Origin of the sequence: Thermoactinomyces sp. CICC 10522 (genome assembly GCF_016055075.1) — a bacterium.
GTDB lineage: Bacteria > Bacillota > Bacilli > Thermoactinomycetales > Thermoactinomycetaceae > Thermoactinomyces_A > Thermoactinomyces_A daqus.
Window position 1 is genome coordinate 40,559 of the sequence record NZ_JAECVY010000009.1, and the last position, 15,057, is coordinate 55,615.

Here is a 15,057-nt window from a genome sequence, read left to right on the forward strand (position 1 = left end):
ACCGAGCAAGTTTTTCTCCCCTTCCCAACAAAGTTTCATGTGCTGTCTATAGATTATTTCTGAATAACCTTACAAATTACAAATAAAACTTAATAAATAATCACTATCATCTTACCGAACAGGCGGAGGGTGGGTCAATTTCCGTTTTGTGAACTTTCATGTTCCTCCGTCTTCGCCGTCCACACGGATCAGGCGAATCGGATTTCCGGCGGCAAAGGCCCGGGGAGGCACATCCCGGGTTACGACAGAACCGGCTCCGATCACGGCATGATCCCCGATTGTCACTCCGGGCAAAATGGTGGTGTTCGCTCCGATCATCACATGATTCCCGATCGTTACTTCGCCCAGACGATACTCGTCGATCAGGTATTCGTGTGTCAAAATTGTGGAATTGTAACCGATGATGCTGTTGCGGCCGATCCGGATTTTCTCCGGGTAGAGAATATCCATCATCACCATAAACGCCACTGCCGTTTTCTCCCCCACTTCCATCCGCAAAAAGGTGCGATACAGCCAATTTTTCAACCACATAAAGGGAATGTACCTGGCAATGACGATTACGAGCGTATTTTTGAACACTTTCCAAAACGAAACCGTCCGGTAAACCTGCCATAGCGAATTGGCCCCCTTGACGGGATAGCGTTCCGTTTTTCTCATGCGGCGGTCACCCTATGAGCGGACTCCGACAATTTGCAGCAAGTCCCTCATATCCTCCAAATAATAATCGGGATCATACTTTTTCAATTCCTCCGCATGCAAGCTCCAGGCTACGGCTGCCGAAGCGACACCTGCCCGTTTCGCCGCCAGGATATCATAACGGCTGTCCCCGACCATGATCACCTGTCCGGGTGTTCCGCCCAAATGCTCCATGGCCAGAAAAATCATATCCGGCTCCGGCTTCGCTTTTTCCGTATCGCCTATGCAAACGACTGTTTTCATAAACCGTCCCAGATCAAAGAGTTTTAAACCCATTTCCACGACAAGGCGGCGTTTGTTGGAAACAACCCCCATCAGCACTCCGGCCCGGTCCAGCTCGCTGAGCGTCTCCCGGACATGGGGAAATTCCAACACCAATTCGTCGTGTTTTCTCTCATTAAAGGCATGATAGGTCTTCACCATCTCCTCAGCCTGATCGGGATCAAAGCGGCGCATCTGGTCGTAAAGAGGCTCACCCATAATCTCCAGAACATCCTGCTCGGTGTATTTCCCCGGACAATGAAGTTCCAATGTATGCATAAAGGAAGCCAAAATCAGCTCATTTGTATTAATCAAAGTCCCATCCAGATCAAAAAGCAGAATCGGTTTTTTCACTCGTTCTCCTCTCCTTATGCTTCATTTGTCTCTACGGCCGACCGGTAAGGAACCCAAGCCCGCCTGCTCAGACGGCGCCATAAAATCATGCCCAGTCCGATCAGCATCCCGAGCAGACTGACCAATTGCGCCACCCGGATGTTACCATGCTCCAGACTCCCCGCCTGAAGCCACGCTCCCAACGGCTGCCACAATGCATTCAGCATGTCGCTTAACCACATTGGACCGGTGAAGGAAAGACTGTCAGTCCGCAATCCTTCGATAAAAAAGCGGCCCAATGAATACCATACCATATATGTAAAAAAGATTTCTCCGCGGCGCAAGTTGATTTTGCGAAGCAACAGGAGGAGGAGAAAGCCGATCCCGTCCCATATCGATTCATACAAAAAAGTGGGCTGGTAATAAACGCCCTGGATATTCATCTGGCTGATGATCCATTCGGGCAACTGAAGAGCTTCCAGCATCGCCCTGCTGACCATCCCCCCGTGCGCTTCCTGGTTGATAAAATTCCCCCACCTTCCCAGCGCCTGGCCGAGCAGAATGCTGGGGGCAATAATATCCGCCATGTTCAAAAAGGAAAGGTGGTATTTTCTCATAAAGAATGCCCCCGCCAGAAAAGCTCCGAGCAACCCGCCGTGAATTGCAAGCCCTCCATTCCACACGGCAAAAATGTCCATCGGGTGATGGAGATAATACTCCCATTGAAACCCGACGTAATAAAGGCGCGCTCCCACAACGGCCGCCGGCAGCACCCAAACCACCAAATCCAGAAAAATTTCAGCTGGCAGCTGGTGACGCTTTCCTTCCCGGATCGCAAGCCATAATCCCAGAAGGGCAGAACTGCCCAGGATAATTCCATACCAGTAAATGCGGATCGGTCCCAGGGAAAAAGCGACCGGATCGATCACAGCCAAAGTCATCGTTTTTCCGCTCCTTTTCTGTGAAAGTTCATTGGAGAAATCGGGGTATTGTCCCCTTTTTGTTTTGACTGTACCTTCATCCCGAGGAAGATTTGAAAGTCCGCTTATCGGCAGGCATGTTGATTTGCATCAAATATTGATTAATCAACAGACCTGATTCATTCAACATTTCTATTTATTTTAACCTATTTTTTTCAGATAACATCAAAAACCGGGACTGCATATGAAAAATATTTTCGTCCGTTCTCTTTATCAAATTTACATACTGTTCAAAAAAATATATCCCCCCGGCCTTTTCCAATGCCCCTGACTGGTATAACATAAGAAATGATCCCAAAAATGTTCGCTTAAACCCTGAAATTTAAAATTTATTCACTTATCTCCCCGTTTTTATTATGGACAGAAAAAGTCAGATTCATTAAAATAATATACACAATATTTTGGAGGGATTTATATTGCTTGCAATCAATCCGTCGGATCCGTCCCTGGAAGGCGATGAAGAACGTTATGACTGTATGGAATGCGGAGCACAAGAAAGCATCGTGATCATCGACAACCGGGGTTTTTGCAGCACGCCGGGCTGCCTCCATAATGATCCGGTTCAATTTGTCTTTTTTCCCCAGTGGCCCAAACCAAAGGCGTGCCATATTGAGCGAAAAAGATTTTTAAAGTGACCATAAACAAGAGGTGCCGAACCATGATTCAGCACCTTTTTTGCGTTTAATCCCAGTCATCCGTCTCGTCGATCGCTTCGCCCAGTTGCTGCACAAATTGCTGGGCAGCATGATAACCCATGCGCTTAAGACGAAAATTCATCGCCGCCACTTCAATGATGACGGCCAGATTTCGCCCGGGGCGCACCGGAATGATCAACTGCGGCAACTCGGTATCAATGATGCGGATTTTTTCCTCATCCAGGCCGAGACGGTCATATTGCTGTTTTTCCTGCCATGCTTCCAAATGGATGGCCAGCGAAATTTTCTTTTTGTCCCGAACCGCCCCCGCTCCGAACAAGGTCATCACATTGATAATTCCCAGCCCGCGAATTTCCAGCAGATAGCGGATCAATTTGGGAGCATGTCCGATCAGCTCCCCTTCTTCGGTCTGCTGAATCTCCACCGCATCGTCGGCCACCAGGCGATGCCCGCGCTTGACCAGTTCCAACGCGGTCTCACTTTTGCCGATCCCGCTTGAGCCTGTGATCAGAACCCCAATGCCGTATACATCCACCAATACTCCGTGAAGGGTGGTCATCGGGGCCAGATGTTTTTCCAGGTAATTGGTTAACTTGCTGGCGAATCTCGTCGTTGCCACCGGTGTGCGCAAAATCGGAATCTTTCTTGTCTCGGCCGCCTTGATCAATTCAGTGGGAACCTCAAAATTGCGCGTGACGATAAAGCACGGAATTCGCGGATCGCACAAACGATCAAACCGTTTTTTTCTCTCCTCGCCGCTCAGTCTGTCGATAAAGGAAAGTTCGGTTTTTCCGAGGAGCTGGAGCCGTTCCGTCGGATGAAACGTAAAAAAGCCTGCAAGTTCCAATCCCGGGCGATACAGATCAGAGACCTCCACTTCCCTGTTCAGCTGGTCCCATCCGCAAATGACTTCCAGATCAAAATCCTGCACCAGATGTTCCAATGTCACTTTTTTCATCAATGGTCTCTCCTACTTCGCTTCTTGCCACCATCTGTAAAGAAGAAGCGACTGGGTCAGCATCCAGTCGCTCATGCCTATGCCTAAGTTTACAATACTGTTTTTTCCGTTTCCTTGTCAAAAATATGCGCTTTATTCATGTCGAACGCCAGCTTGATTCGCGCCCCGGGTGCATATTGGGTTCGTGCATTCACTCTGGCGGTCAGCCATTTTTCCCCAAAACCGCTCATGTATAAATACATTTCCGCTCCCATATTTTCGGCCACTTCCACTTTGCCTTCAAAGGCGCTGTCCGGGGAAGCCTCGAGAAAGACCGGTTCATCATGCACCGCTTCCGGACGGATGCCAAACACCACTTCCTTGCCGACATATCCTTGTTCACGCAGCCCGGAAGCCTTCCCTGCCGGAATTTTTACTTTGGCGCCGGTAGTGGTGAAATAAACATCGCCACTTTCCTCAATGAGGGATCCTTCAACGAAGTTCATGGACGGAGAGCCGATAAATCCTGCCACAAACATATTGGCCGGCTTGTTGTAAATTTCGGTCGGGGTATCCACCTGCTGAATGACACCGTCACGCATAACGACAATGCGGTCCCCCATGGTCATCGCTTCCGTCTGGTCATGGGTGACGTAAATAATCGTCGTTTCCAGGCGCTGATGCAGCTTGCTGATCTCTGTCCGCATCTGCACGCGCAATTTGGCATCCAGATTGGAGAGAGGCTCGTCCATCAGGAACACCTGCGGTTCGCGAACGATGGCCCGGCCCAGGGCCACCCGCTGCCGCTGGCCACCGGACAATTGCTTCGGCTTCCGGTCCAGCAGGTGTTCAATATCCAAAATCCTGGCCGCTTCATGCACCCTTTCTTTGATTTCCTCTTTTTTGAATTTGCGCAACTTCAAGCCAAACGCCATGTTTTCATATACTGTCATATGAGGATAAAGTGCATAGCTTTGAAAAACCATGGCAATGTCGCGATCTTTGGGCGGAACGTCATTGACCAGGCGGTCACCGATATACAGTTCCCCTTCGGAAATATCCTCCAAACCCGCGATCATCCGTAAGGTCGTTGATTTTCCGCATCCTGAGGGACCGACCAGGACGAGAAACTCTTTGTCTTTAATGTCCAGATGAAAGTCTTTAACCGCAGTAAAACCGTTGTTATATCTCTTAAAGACATGATTGAGCCGGACTTGGGCCATTCGGTTTCCTCCTTGATAGCGCTTTCTGTTTAATTAAAATCTATTTTAGATTAAAGATTAAAAATATTCTATGTACAAATCGCACAAACCTTTTTTGGCAGTTTGCACAACCCATCATTCCGCATCTTTTTGCAACAAGAGCAACATGATTTTCACCAGCACGGCATCGTCAAACGAACGCACATCATAGCCTGTTTCCTGTTTAATGCGGTCCAAACGGTACAAAAGCGTATTGCGATGAATATAAAGATGCCTTGCCGTTTCACTGATGTTGAGATTAAATGCAAACAGCGCTTTCAGCGTTTTCGCCAACTCGGGTTCTTTCAGCAGAGAAACGGAAGGGAAATTTTTCTTAAACGAGGCGACGGCCTCATCGTCCAATTGCGTAATCAGCTTTTCCAGTTCCAGCTTCCAGGTCGCCATCACCTGGCGCTCCGGATAAAAAATGCGGAACAGCCCGGCCGCTCTCCGAAGTTCACTCCACATGCGGGCCGCTTCTTTCGCATGATGAATCGGCGGATGCACCAGCACCCGAATCCAGGTTCCGGCTTCACCGGCAAACACCTCGCACAATTCCTCTGCCGCTTTTTCCAGCGACCGTTTGAAATCCGTCCCTTCGCTGAATGATGACAAAGAGGCCAGCACCAGCCATTCGCGCTCATGGATGGAGATCACCCATGCCATCTCTTCCCCGAAATAAGCTTGAAACAATTGGGCGGGCTCATCAGCCGTTCCTCCGGCCGGTGAAGTTAGCTGGACGTAAAAAGGCACACGATCGTTCCATGAAAGCTTGGCGATTTCGGGCGGAACCGGAACCTCCCCTTCATCCTTCACCAACGATTGGAACCAGTCGGAAAGGCTAATCCCCTCCCCCTGTCCCCGCCGGTCCCGCAGCCACAGTTCCACCAATGCGCACTCACGCGGGGTTAAGGGAATTTCAAAGGTAAAGGCCGTTCCGGACGGCAAATAAAAAACCGGTGAAGTTCCCTCCATCGGCTTCTTCACCCGTGCCCCGGCACCGATCGCCCGCTCCAGCTCCCTCAGCCATTTCTGTTCCTGCGGGGATAACCAGACCATTTGGCACTTCGCTCCTTGTTAAAAAGATTTCACAACCAAAAAGATCTTCTCATTTCATCGTCAGTATACAAGATTCCACCCCTGCAAATAAAGCACCAGCCACTAATACTCACTCAAAATCATGACACAAAAAAGAATTTGTCATCGAATAAAATGGATGATACTTTTCTATACAAGGATTTCGAAACTCCAATGTAAAATAGATTAGGAACAGTTCCGGAAGATGCGCCGAACAACAGCGGTGCAAACCTGAGCAGGAGTGATAATGAATGGCGCGAAAAATCGCATGGTTGCTGATCGTAGCAGGAGTTCTCCTGCTCGGTTACAACGCATATCAGTGGTGGGGAGAAATCCGGGTCGCCGTCGTTGATCCGAAAATGGCGATGGCCATCTCAAAAGAATGGGACGACAGAACCAGGATGCCCTCACTCGACAAAGGGGAACCGGTCACCGGTGAGCACGCCAAAAAGGGAACCGTCGTCGGACAGTTGGTGATCCCCCGTCTCGGAGCCATCCTCCCCATCGTGCAGGGAACGGACGCGGACTCCCTGAAAAAAGGCGTCGGGCTGTATGAAGGATATGGCACGGTAAATCCAGGGGAAACCGGCCATGTCGTCCTGTCCGGCCACCGCGATACCGTTTTTCGCGGAGTGGGAAAATTGCAAACGGGCGACCGCCTCTATGTAAAATATCACCATAAGGTCTTTACATACCAAATTCGCAAAACGTGGATCACCAAGGCGGATGACCTCACTGTCATCGTTCCGATCCCCCGTCCGGTTCTGTCCCTGACCACCTGTTATCCTTTTAACTACGTCGGCAGCGCACCGGACCGGTATATCATCCGCGCCGATTTGATCAAGATCGAAAACGAAAACCAAAAAGACACCCAAACATCGGGCAATTAAATCCTGTCATCAACCAGCGTTGCCACCACCAGCCATTCAGGCAGGAAGTGGTGTCCCCTTCCGCCGGGGGCCCCGGAATCGGGGAAGTCAGGAGGGGATACCATAACCCTGACCTGCGATGCACTTTCTCACTTTCACAAAAAATGGAGACGGCACGTTGACACCGACCCCCACTCATCGATTTAATCCATAATTCGGTCAGCAATCCACGATGCCACGGCTACAATCAATGCGCCGAGGAAGGCAGGCACAAACCCGTTGACATCAAATCCCCTGATCAGCGCACCGGTCAACCAGAACAAAATGGCATTGACCACGAGTGAAAACAGCCCGAGTGTGACGATATTGATCGGGAGGGTGAGCAACATAATCAGCGGCCGGATAATCAGGTTTATCAGCCCGAGTACCAGTGCGGCCAACAGTGCCGTTCCCCAGCTTTGCACATAAATTCCCGTGACGATTTTGGATGCCAGCAAAACGGCCAGCGAATTAATCACGAGCCTCACAATAATGCCCATCTCAATTGCCTCCTTGCTTTCAGGCATATGACTTTCAAAGATTTTTCCTTTAATTTCCGCTTCATTCTGCAGCAAAGTCCCCATTTCTCTCGGTTCCATCCATTATTTGGTTGGTCAATCCCCTTCCTCCGTTATTTCTTTCCCGTTTTTTACAAGAAAAACGCGTTTCTCATACATGATTTTTCCTTTAATGCGCAACCTCTAAAATGAGCTTGCAACCTGGATGGCAACGTTTTCAAAACCCTTATTTCCATGCGGTTTTCCCCGATTTTTACATGCAGTTTTTTTTTATTTATAGTATACTTTTGGGAGTTGAAATGTACGTTTTTCGTATGGCGCAAAGGAGTGGACAACATGAAACTAGGAATGATTGGCCTCGGCAAAATGGGGATGAATCTGGTTCTGAACCTGCTTGATCATCAACATGAAGTGGTAGTATACGACGTCAATCCGGAGCCAAGACAAAAACTGGCCGAAAAAGGAGCGATTGCGGCTGATTCGGTACAAGCCCTGATTGCAGACCTCCCGTCTCCGCGGGTGGTATGGCTGATGGTTCCTGCCGGTGAAATCGTCGATACGCTGTTACAAGATATTCTTCCGCAACTGCAACAAGGGGATATCGTAATCGATGGCGGAAATTCCCATTATAAGGATTCTCTGCGCCGGAGCAAACAATGTGCGGAAAAAGGAATTCATTTTATGGATGTCGGCACTTCCGGCGGGATGGAAGGGGCACGTGAAGGCGGCTGCTTCATGATCGGCGGCGACAAAGAAGCATTTGCCCATATCGAACCGCTCTTCCGCGATCTCGCTGTAAAAGACGGCTATCTGTATACGGGCGAAAGCGGCAGCGGACACTTCCTGAAAATGGTGCACAATGGAATTGAATACGGCATGATGCAAGCGATCGGTGAAGGGTTTGAGGTTCTCGACAAAAGCCAATTCAATTATGACTACGAGGATGTAGCCCGCGTTTGGGCCCATGGCTCGGTTATCCGCGGCTGGCTGATGGACTTGACGCAAAACGCCTTCTCCAAAGATCCGCGCCTTGAAGGAATCCGCGGCGTCATGCACGCATCCGGCGAAGGACAATGGACGGTTGAAACGGCTTTGGAACTCAAAGCGGCTGCTCCGGTGATCGCCATGTCACTGTTTATGCGCTATCGTTCCCTGGAAGAGGATACCTTCCACGGAAAAGTGGTTGCTGCATTGCGAAACGAATTCGGCGGACATGCTGTCGAGAAAAAATAATGCGGACACAGGCTTTCCCGAAATACATCGGGGAAGCCTTTTTATTGCCGGATCTGCGTCAATCGCATCACTGTGACTTCCCCGTTTGCTCCCGATGATTGACGGCCAATCTTCGTTATTTTATGATTAAGTTTACATTGAGGTCGAGTCTCCGTAAGTTTTTATACTAACTGTATTAATTATGATTACAGTATGCTTGGAGGAAGACGGTTAGTGAACAGTGAATTTACAATAGCAGTGCACAGCTTGGTATACTTAACCCATCTGCCTGGTCACATGGCAAGCAGTGAATCGATTGCAGCCAATGTTTCCACCCATCCGGCACGAATTCGCAAGGTGATGGGATGCCTGCGAAAACACGGATTTGTGAAAACAAAAGAAGGGATCGGCGGGGGGTATATTCTGGATTGCGACCCGGACGAGATAACTCTGGCCCAGGTCTATCGCGCAGTTTCCTGCGGATCATTTAAGCCGTCCTGGTGCACCGGAGACCCCGAACAAACTTGTCCGGTTTCATCCAATGCCCAACGGGTTATGGATCAGATTTTCGCCGACGCTGAAGCGTATTTTGAAACCTATTTGGCCCGGATTACGATACGTTCCGTTTTGGAAAAAATAAAACAGTGTCCATAATCCCGGTTTCTTTTTCCCTTACTGTCATTAAAATAATTACAGATTGGATCGTCGTAACTTCCTCCATCGTTTACGTGAAAATAAACTGTAATCATTTCTATAACATTTAGAGCGCGCATAAAAATCGGAAGACCGCCCCAATGTAAGAGATAATGCAGGTTTATATTAATCAAAAAACACCCGACACACGAAAGGAATGAACATACAAAATGAACAAACAATCCATTAAGGAGCAAGTTCTTGAAGCATTCCGCTTTCGTCATGCCACAAAAAAATTTGATCCAACCAAGAAGATCACGGATGAAGATTTTAACTTTATTTTGGAGACAGGGAGATTATCCCCCAGCTCGGTTGGACTGGAGCCGTGGAAATTCCTGGTTGTGCAAAACCGTGAACTGAGAGAAAAATTGAGAGAACTTTCATGGGGAGCTCAAGGTCAACTTCCCACTGCCAGCCATTTTGTCGTGATTCTCGCCCGCACCGATGCCCGATTTGATTCCGATTATGTCAAAAACCATATGATCAATGTTAAAAAGATGCCGGCCGAACAGTTGGAAGCGCTGAGCGAGCGGTACAAATCGTTCCAGAAATCCTTTCACATCCTGGACAATGACCGGTCCTTGTTTGACTGGTCATCAAAACAGACCTATATCGCTTTGGCAAACATGATGACGGCTGCGGCGCAAATCGGCATTGATTCTTGCCCGATTGAAGGTTTTGACCCCGATGCCGTAAACCGGCTGCTCGCCGAAGAAGGCTTGCTGGAAGACGGAAATTTCGCTGTCTCTGTCATGGTCGCCTTCGGTTATCGGGCAGAAGATCCTCATCGCCCCAAAACAAGAAAAAGCTTGGATCAGGTCGTCGAATGGATCGAATAACAAAATCAAGCAAGATTCGCACCCTGCCATCCGGACGGAGGCAGGGTTTTCTTCACCATTTCAGCGGATTACCAACAACGGTGCTTCACTCATATCTGTGTTCAATCAGCCCTTCCGTTCCAGGTGCACAACCATTCGTCAGCTTCACCGTTTGGTCTCTTTCGTCAAACAAAGAACCGCTGTTTTCCGCCTGGCCGGGTCGAATCGTTTGCCATGGTCGATCTTCACACAGTCAGGCGAGATCCTCCATGAGCGATCAGGAAAATCGTTTTGCCTCTCTCCTGCACGCAGTCTTGAATCACCAGCCAGTCTGCACCTTCCTCAAGCGAAAACTATTACTTGTTAATAATAATTATAATTTAATATTGACTTCAATCTGAAGGGATGATATCGTAAAAATACAGACATGAGGATGGCCATCCTCCTGTTTCAAATTATTGTTTACAGGAGGAATCTTTCATGAACAAACGAACTGTCGGCTTGCCGGCACCTGACTTTGATCTTTTATCGACCAAGGATCTGTCATCACTGAATGAACGGATCAAGTTACGAGATTACCAAGGCAAATGGCTGCTTCTGTTCTTTTATCCCTATGACTTTTCTTTCGTCTGCCCAACGGAACTTCGTGCCCTGTCCGAACGTTATGAGGAATTTAAAGATTTGGATTGTGAAGTGATCGGAGTAAGTACGGACAGTATCTACACGCACCGCGCCTGGATTCAAACACTGCCGGCCGATAACGGTTTGGGAGCGATCCGCTATCCTTTGGCTTCAGACCGAACAAAAGAAGTGGCCCGGGCCTATGGTGTGCTGAATGAACAAACAGGGGTGGCGGAACGAGGTTTGTTTATCATTGATCCGCAAGGAATCATTCGTTATCAGGTGGTTACCGATGAAAATATCGGCCGTGACGTCGATGAAACGCTGCGTGTACTGCAAGCCCTGCAGTCCGGCGGCCTCTGTCCGGCCAATTGGAAACCGCAGAATTGAATTTTATCAAATCCAAGGTGAATCTCGTTTAGAGAGAAAGATGAATAAGTAATCCTGAAGGTGGTGACTGTTTTGCAACAGGACAGCTTTAAACAAATCAGAGAGAACCTTTCATTCCGTGAGGAAAATGGAGAAATCCTGCTTTATTTCGGAGAGGAGCCGGTCGGAAGGATTCCGCAAAAACTCCTCAGCGCCGACAGGAAACAAGCAAAACCTTCACCCAAATTCACCCGATCATATGTTGAAAATTGTGATTTGGGTTGGTGTTAGTGACCCGGAGCTTGCCCCGCCATGCCTGAAGACAGGGCTCCTGCGAACGGTCACTCAGACGACCGGTTTTTTGGCAGACTCTGCCCGCAGGCCCTTCCATACTCTGCTGCTCCCTGATTTAACTTTAGTTCCTCAACTCCGGCAAAACGGGACGGACTGTTTTTTTGCAACAACCCCATATCCGCAGTTTTCAAAGGGATGATACCATTCTGATAAAATCCCGTCAGTCATTCGCAAAGGTATAAAAAAAGGGGGGGCATCATCCCCCTTTTTTTATTGCTGACGCTTCATCATCTGTTGTTGCGCCATTGCCACAAGACGTTTGGTCATTTCACCACCGACCGAGCCATTGGCCCGGGCCGAGGTATCCGCTCCCAACTCTACCTGTTGTTCTCGAGCGATCTCCTCTTTCATCTGGTTTCAGTGAAGCTCGGGCACCTGGTACAAGCAGCTTGTTCCTGTTTGCCAAATTCCTCACTCCCCTTGAATCGGATGGTGAAAGATCGTCTTGCTTCAGTTAGTTTGTGCAATCGGCCACGCATTTATTGTTTCTTCTGCTACCTTGTTGTCTCCGCCATCTCCGCTTCGATTTGCTTCATCTTCTGCTTCATGCGCTCGCGATCCCGCTGCAAAATCGGGGCGAGGAACTGCCCGGTATACGAACCGCTCGTCTCGGCCACCTGTTCGGGTGTTCCGGCAGCAACCACAGTCCCTCCTCCGCTTCCGCCTTCGGGACCCATGTCAACAATATAATCGGCGGTCTTGATCACATCGAGATTGTGTTCAATCACAAGAACGGTATCCCCGTTTTCGACCAATCTGTCCAGCACCCGAAGAAGACGGGCGATATCATCAATATGGAGGCCTGTTGTCGGCTCATCCAGCACATACAGGGTGCGTCCTGTACTCCGCTTGTGCAATTCCGAAGCGAGCTTGACCCGCTGCGCTTCCCCGCCCGACAGCGTGGTGGCCGGCTGCCCCAGCTTCATATAGCCGAGTCCCACATCATAGAGGGTTTGCAATTTGCGTTTGATGCGCGGGATGTTCTGAAAAAAGTCAAGCGCCTCCTCCACCGTCATCTCAAGGACATCGGCCACGTTTTTCCCTTTGTATTTAATTTCAAGGGTATCGCGATTATACCGTTTCCCTTTGCACTGCTCGCAAGGTACATAAACATCGGGAAGGAAGTGCATCTCGATTTTGATAATGCCGTCGCCACGGCATGCTTCACAGCGGCCGCCCTTCACATTGAAACTGAACCGGCCCTTTTGATAGCCGCGTACTTTTGCCTCCTGCGTGGAAGCAAAAACTTCGCGAATATCGTCAAACACCCCGGTATAGGTGGCCGGATTGCTTCGCGGCGTACGCCCGATCGGCGATTGGTCGATGCTGATCACCTTGTCCAGATGATCAGCCCCTTCAATTTTCTTATGCTTCCCGGGAATGGTTTTGGCTTTGTTTAGCTGACGAGCCAGCGCCTTTAACAGGATTTCGTTGACCAGGGTGCTTTTCCCGGAACCGGAGACGCCGGTCACGCAGGTAAACACCCCGAGCGGGAATTTCACACTGATGTTCTTCAGGTTGTTTTCCTGCGCCCCCACGACTTTCACCCATTTGCCGTTCGGCTTGCGGCGCTCTTCAGGAACGGGAATAAATTTGCGTCCGCTCAAATATTGTCCCGTTAACGAACGCTCATGGTTCATAATCTCCTGCGGCGTTCCGGCGGCAACCACCTGTCCGCCATGCGCTCCGGCACCCGGTCCGATATCGATGATATAGTCGCAGGCGAGCATCGTATCTTCATCGTGCTCCACCACGATCAAGGTGTTTCCCAAATCCCGCATCTTTTCCAAGGTGGCGATGAGCCGGCTATTGTCCCGCTGGTGCAATCCGATACTCGGCTCATCCAGGATGTAGAGCACTCCCATCAGGCTGGAACCGATCTGCGTGGCGAGGCGAATCCGCTGCGCTTCCCCTCCTGACAGGGTGCCGGCGGCCCGGTTCAGGGTGAGATAATCCAGGCCGACATTCACCAGAAATCCGAGGCGCTCCCGAATCTCTTTCAACACCAGCCGGGCGATTTGCATCTCTTTCTCGCTCAGCTCAAGATTCTCAAAAAAGGCGAGTGCTTCTTTGATTGACAGTCTGGTCACATAATCGATATTTTTGCCGCCGACGAGCACATGAAGCACTTCCCGCTTCAATCGAGCTCCTTTGCATGTCTTGCAGGCCTTGGTCGTCATATAGGTTTCGATCTGTTCGCGGATCAGTTCCGATCCGGTTTCGCGATAGCGGCGATTTAAATTATTAACAACTCCTTCAAACAAGGTGTGCGCTTCCCTGGTGAAGCCCATGTCATTGGTATAGCGAAACGGAAACCGCTCCTTGGAACCGTGAAGGATCAGGTCCTTCTCCTTCGGGCTGAGCTCTTTGAAGGGTTTGTTGATATCGATTTGAAAATGGTCACACACTGCTTTCAAAAGCTGCGGATAGTAGTTGCTGCTGGATGAAGCCCACGGTTCAATCGCCCCTTCTGCCAGGGAAAGGGACGGATCGGGAACGACCAGATCAGGGTCGATTTCCATATGACTGCCCAAACCGTCACAGGTGGGACAGGCACCAAACGGACTGTTAAAGGAAAACATGCGCGGCGACAGTTCATCCAAACTGAATCCGCACTCCGGACAAGCCAGGTTGGAACTAAACATCAATTCCTCACCACCGATCACATCAACAAGCACCTCGCCGCCGCTCAGTGAAAGGGCGATTTCCACCGAATCGGTCAGCCGCGTTTCCACTCCCGGTTTCACCACAATCCGATCGACGACCACTTCGATCGTGTGCTTTTTATTTTTCTCCAGCTTGATCTCATCGGACAATTCCATCATCTCGCCGTCGATCCGCACGCGCACATAGCCCTGAGCGGCAATCTCTTTCAACAGCTTGACATGTTCTCCTTTTCGTCCTTTCACCAAAGGAGACAAAATCTGGATGCGCGTCCGCTCCGGAAGCTCCATCACGCGGTCAACCATTTGCTGGACCGTTTGTGACGTGATCTCAATTCCGTGTTCGGGACAATAAGCGTGTCCCACCCGCGCAAACAGCAACCGCAGGTAATCGTAGATTTCCGTCACTGTTCCCACGGTAGAACGCGGGTTGCGGCTGGTCGTCTTCTGATCGATCGAAATCGCCGGCGACAGGCCTTCGATCGCATCCACATCCGGTTTATCCATCTGGCCGAGAAACTGGCGGGCATAGGCGGACAGCGACTCGACATAACGTCGCTGCCCTTCCGCATAGATGGTGTCAAAAGCGAGGGATGATTTGCCGGAACCGCTGAGTCCGGTCACAACGACAAACTGATCCCGCGGAATCGTCACGTCGATATTCTTTAAATTGTGCACCCGCGCACCGCGGATTACGATATTCTCATGTGCCATCTGCCT

General features: G+C 49.8%; 14 protein-coding genes and 1 pseudogene. 6 read left to right on the forward strand and 9 right to left on the reverse strand.

The window, feature by feature from the left end; genetic code table 11:
• Nucleotides 1-156 precede the first annotated feature (156 nt).
• Genes I8U18_RS12600 through lgt form a run of 3 tightly spaced genes read right to left on the reverse strand, consistent with a single transcriptional unit; the run spans nucleotide 157 to nucleotide 2,231 of the window.
• On the reverse strand, nucleotides 157-657 hold the full coding sequence (locus I8U18_RS12600; RefSeq protein WP_033099818.1) for an acyltransferase: 501 nt from the start codon (nucleotides 655-657) through the stop codon (nucleotides 157-159).
• Nucleotides 658-669: 12 nt separating this feature from the next.
• Entirely contained in the window at nucleotides 670-1,311 is a 642-nt protein-coding gene (gene ppaX, locus I8U18_RS12605) for a pyrophosphatase PpaX (RefSeq protein ID WP_033099817.1), read from the reverse strand.
• Between the two features lie 14 nt (nucleotides 1,312-1,325).
• Nucleotides 1,326-2,231 carry a prolipoprotein diacylglyceryl transferase gene (gene lgt, locus I8U18_RS12610; protein WP_033099816.1) on the reverse strand — a complete coding sequence of 302 codons (906 nt, stop codon included), beginning with the start codon at nucleotides 2,229-2,231 and terminating at the stop codon, nucleotides 1,326-1,328.
• 455 nt (nucleotides 2,232-2,686) lie between these two features.
• Between lgt and I8U18_RS12615 the strand changes: the two genes are divergently transcribed.
• Nucleotides 2,687-2,905: a hypothetical protein gene (locus I8U18_RS12615; protein ID WP_198055946.1), complete on the forward strand. Its 219-nt coding sequence runs from the start codon at nucleotides 2,687-2,689 to the stop codon at nucleotides 2,903-2,905.
• A gap of 46 nt (nucleotides 2,906-2,951) precedes the next feature.
• Here the strand turns inward: I8U18_RS12615 and hprK are convergent, their stop codons facing one another.
• The 3 genes from hprK to I8U18_RS12630 form a co-directional block, all read right to left on the reverse strand.
• Nucleotides 2,952-3,884: an HPr(Ser) kinase/phosphatase gene (hprK, locus tag I8U18_RS12620; protein ID WP_152568475.1), complete on the reverse strand. Its 933-nt coding sequence runs from the start codon at nucleotides 3,882-3,884 to the stop codon at nucleotides 2,952-2,954.
• An 89-nt stretch (nucleotides 3,885-3,973) separates the two neighbouring features.
• Nucleotides 3,974-5,086, reverse strand: coding sequence for an ABC transporter ATP-binding protein (locus I8U18_RS12625; RefSeq protein ID WP_033099813.1), 1,113 nt, complete (start codon nucleotides 5,084-5,086; stop codon nucleotides 3,974-3,976).
• 114 nt (nucleotides 5,087-5,200) lie between these two features.
• On the reverse strand, nucleotides 5,201-6,163 hold the full coding sequence (locus I8U18_RS12630; protein ID WP_052153978.1) for a PucR family transcriptional regulator: 963 nt from the start codon (nucleotides 6,161-6,163) through the stop codon (nucleotides 5,201-5,203).
• A gap of 269 nt (nucleotides 6,164-6,432) precedes the next feature.
• Here I8U18_RS12630 and I8U18_RS12635 point away from each other — a divergent pair, with 269 nt between their 5' ends.
• The gene (locus tag I8U18_RS12635; protein WP_033099812.1) at nucleotides 6,433-7,071 is read left to right on the forward strand and encodes a class D sortase; all 639 of its coding nucleotides are present in this window, start codon (nucleotides 6,433-6,435) and stop codon (nucleotides 7,069-7,071) included.
• Nucleotides 7,072-7,253: 182 nt separating this feature from the next.
• Here I8U18_RS12635 and I8U18_RS12640 read toward each other — a convergent pair whose 3' ends face one another.
• Entirely contained in the window at nucleotides 7,254-7,589 is a 336-nt protein-coding gene (locus tag I8U18_RS12640; RefSeq protein ID WP_033099811.1) for a phage holin family protein, read from the reverse strand.
• 354 nt (nucleotides 7,590-7,943) lie between these two features.
• Here I8U18_RS12640 and gnd point away from each other — a divergent pair, with 354 nt between their 5' ends.
• From gnd to I8U18_RS12660, 4 genes are all read left to right on the forward strand, one after another.
• Nucleotides 7,944-8,840 carry a phosphogluconate dehydrogenase (NAD(+)-dependent, decarboxylating) gene (gene gnd, locus I8U18_RS12645; protein ID WP_033099810.1) on the forward strand — a complete coding sequence of 299 codons (897 nt, stop codon included), beginning with the start codon at nucleotides 7,944-7,946 and terminating at the stop codon, nucleotides 8,838-8,840.
• A 213-nt stretch (nucleotides 8,841-9,053) separates the two neighbouring features.
• Nucleotides 9,054-9,473 (forward strand): Rrf2 family transcriptional regulator, encoded by a 420-nt coding sequence (locus tag I8U18_RS12650; RefSeq protein WP_198055941.1) that lies wholly within the window; start codon nucleotides 9,054-9,056, stop codon nucleotides 9,471-9,473.
• 209 nt (nucleotides 9,474-9,682) lie between these two features.
• Entirely contained in the window at nucleotides 9,683-10,351 is a 669-nt protein-coding gene (locus tag I8U18_RS12655) for an NAD(P)H-dependent oxidoreductase (RefSeq protein ID WP_033099808.1), read from the forward strand.
• A gap of 459 nt (nucleotides 10,352-10,810) precedes the next feature.
• Nucleotides 10,811-11,341, forward strand: a complete 531-nt coding sequence (locus I8U18_RS12660) for a peroxiredoxin (protein ID WP_198055940.1) — start codon at nucleotides 10,811-10,813, stop codon at nucleotides 11,339-11,341.
• A gap of 543 nt (nucleotides 11,342-11,884) precedes the next feature.
• Here the strand turns inward: I8U18_RS12660 and I8U18_RS12665 are convergent.
• Both I8U18_RS12665 and uvrA read right to left on the reverse strand, forming a co-directional pair.
• A pseudogene (locus tag I8U18_RS12665) lies at nucleotides 11,885-12,080 on the reverse strand (alpha/beta-type small acid-soluble spore protein).
• Between the two features lie 88 nt (nucleotides 12,081-12,168).
• Nucleotides 12,169-15,051: an excinuclease ABC subunit UvrA gene (gene uvrA, locus I8U18_RS12670; RefSeq protein ID WP_033099804.1), complete on the reverse strand. Its 2,883-nt coding sequence runs from the start codon at nucleotides 15,049-15,051 to the stop codon at nucleotides 12,169-12,171.
• Nucleotides 15,052-15,057 lie beyond the last annotated feature (6 nt).

Excerpts from the sequence above, each read along its gene's own strand:
- I8U18_RS12600 (WP_033099818.1), bottom strand. The coding sequence starts at position 657 with ATGAGAAAAACGGAACGCTATCCCGTCAAGGGGGCCAATTCGCTATGG.
- lgt (WP_033099816.1), bottom strand. The coding sequence starts at position 2,231 with ATGACTTTGGCTGTGATCGATCCGGTCGCTTTTTCCCTGGGACCGATC.
- hprK (WP_152568475.1), bottom strand. The coding sequence starts at position 3,884 with ATGAAAAAAGTGACATTGGAACATCTGGTGCAGGATTTTGATCTGGAA.
- I8U18_RS12625 (WP_033099813.1), bottom strand. The coding sequence starts at position 5,086 with ATGGCCCAAGTCCGGCTCAATCATGTCTTTAAGAGATATAACAACGGT.
- I8U18_RS12630 (WP_052153978.1), bottom strand. The coding sequence starts at position 6,163 with ATGGTCTGGTTATCCCCGCAGGAACAGAAATGGCTGAGGGAGCTGGAG.
- I8U18_RS12635 (WP_033099812.1), top strand. The coding sequence starts at position 6,433 with ATGGCGCGAAAAATCGCATGGTTGCTGATCGTAGCAGGAGTTCTCCTG.
- I8U18_RS12640 (WP_033099811.1), bottom strand. The coding sequence starts at position 7,589 with ATGGGCATTATTGTGAGGCTCGTGATTAATTCGCTGGCCGTTTTGCTG.
- gnd (WP_033099810.1), top strand. The coding sequence starts at position 7,944 with ATGAAACTAGGAATGATTGGCCTCGGCAAAATGGGGATGAATCTGGTT.
- I8U18_RS12655 (WP_033099808.1), top strand. The coding sequence starts at position 9,683 with ATGAACAAACAATCCATTAAGGAGCAAGTTCTTGAAGCATTCCGCTTT.
- I8U18_RS12660 (WP_198055940.1), top strand. The coding sequence starts at position 10,811 with ATGAACAAACGAACTGTCGGCTTGCCGGCACCTGACTTTGATCTTTTA.
- uvrA (WP_033099804.1), bottom strand. The coding sequence starts at position 15,051 with ATGGCACATGAGAATATCGTAATCCGCGGTGCGCGGGTGCACAATTTA.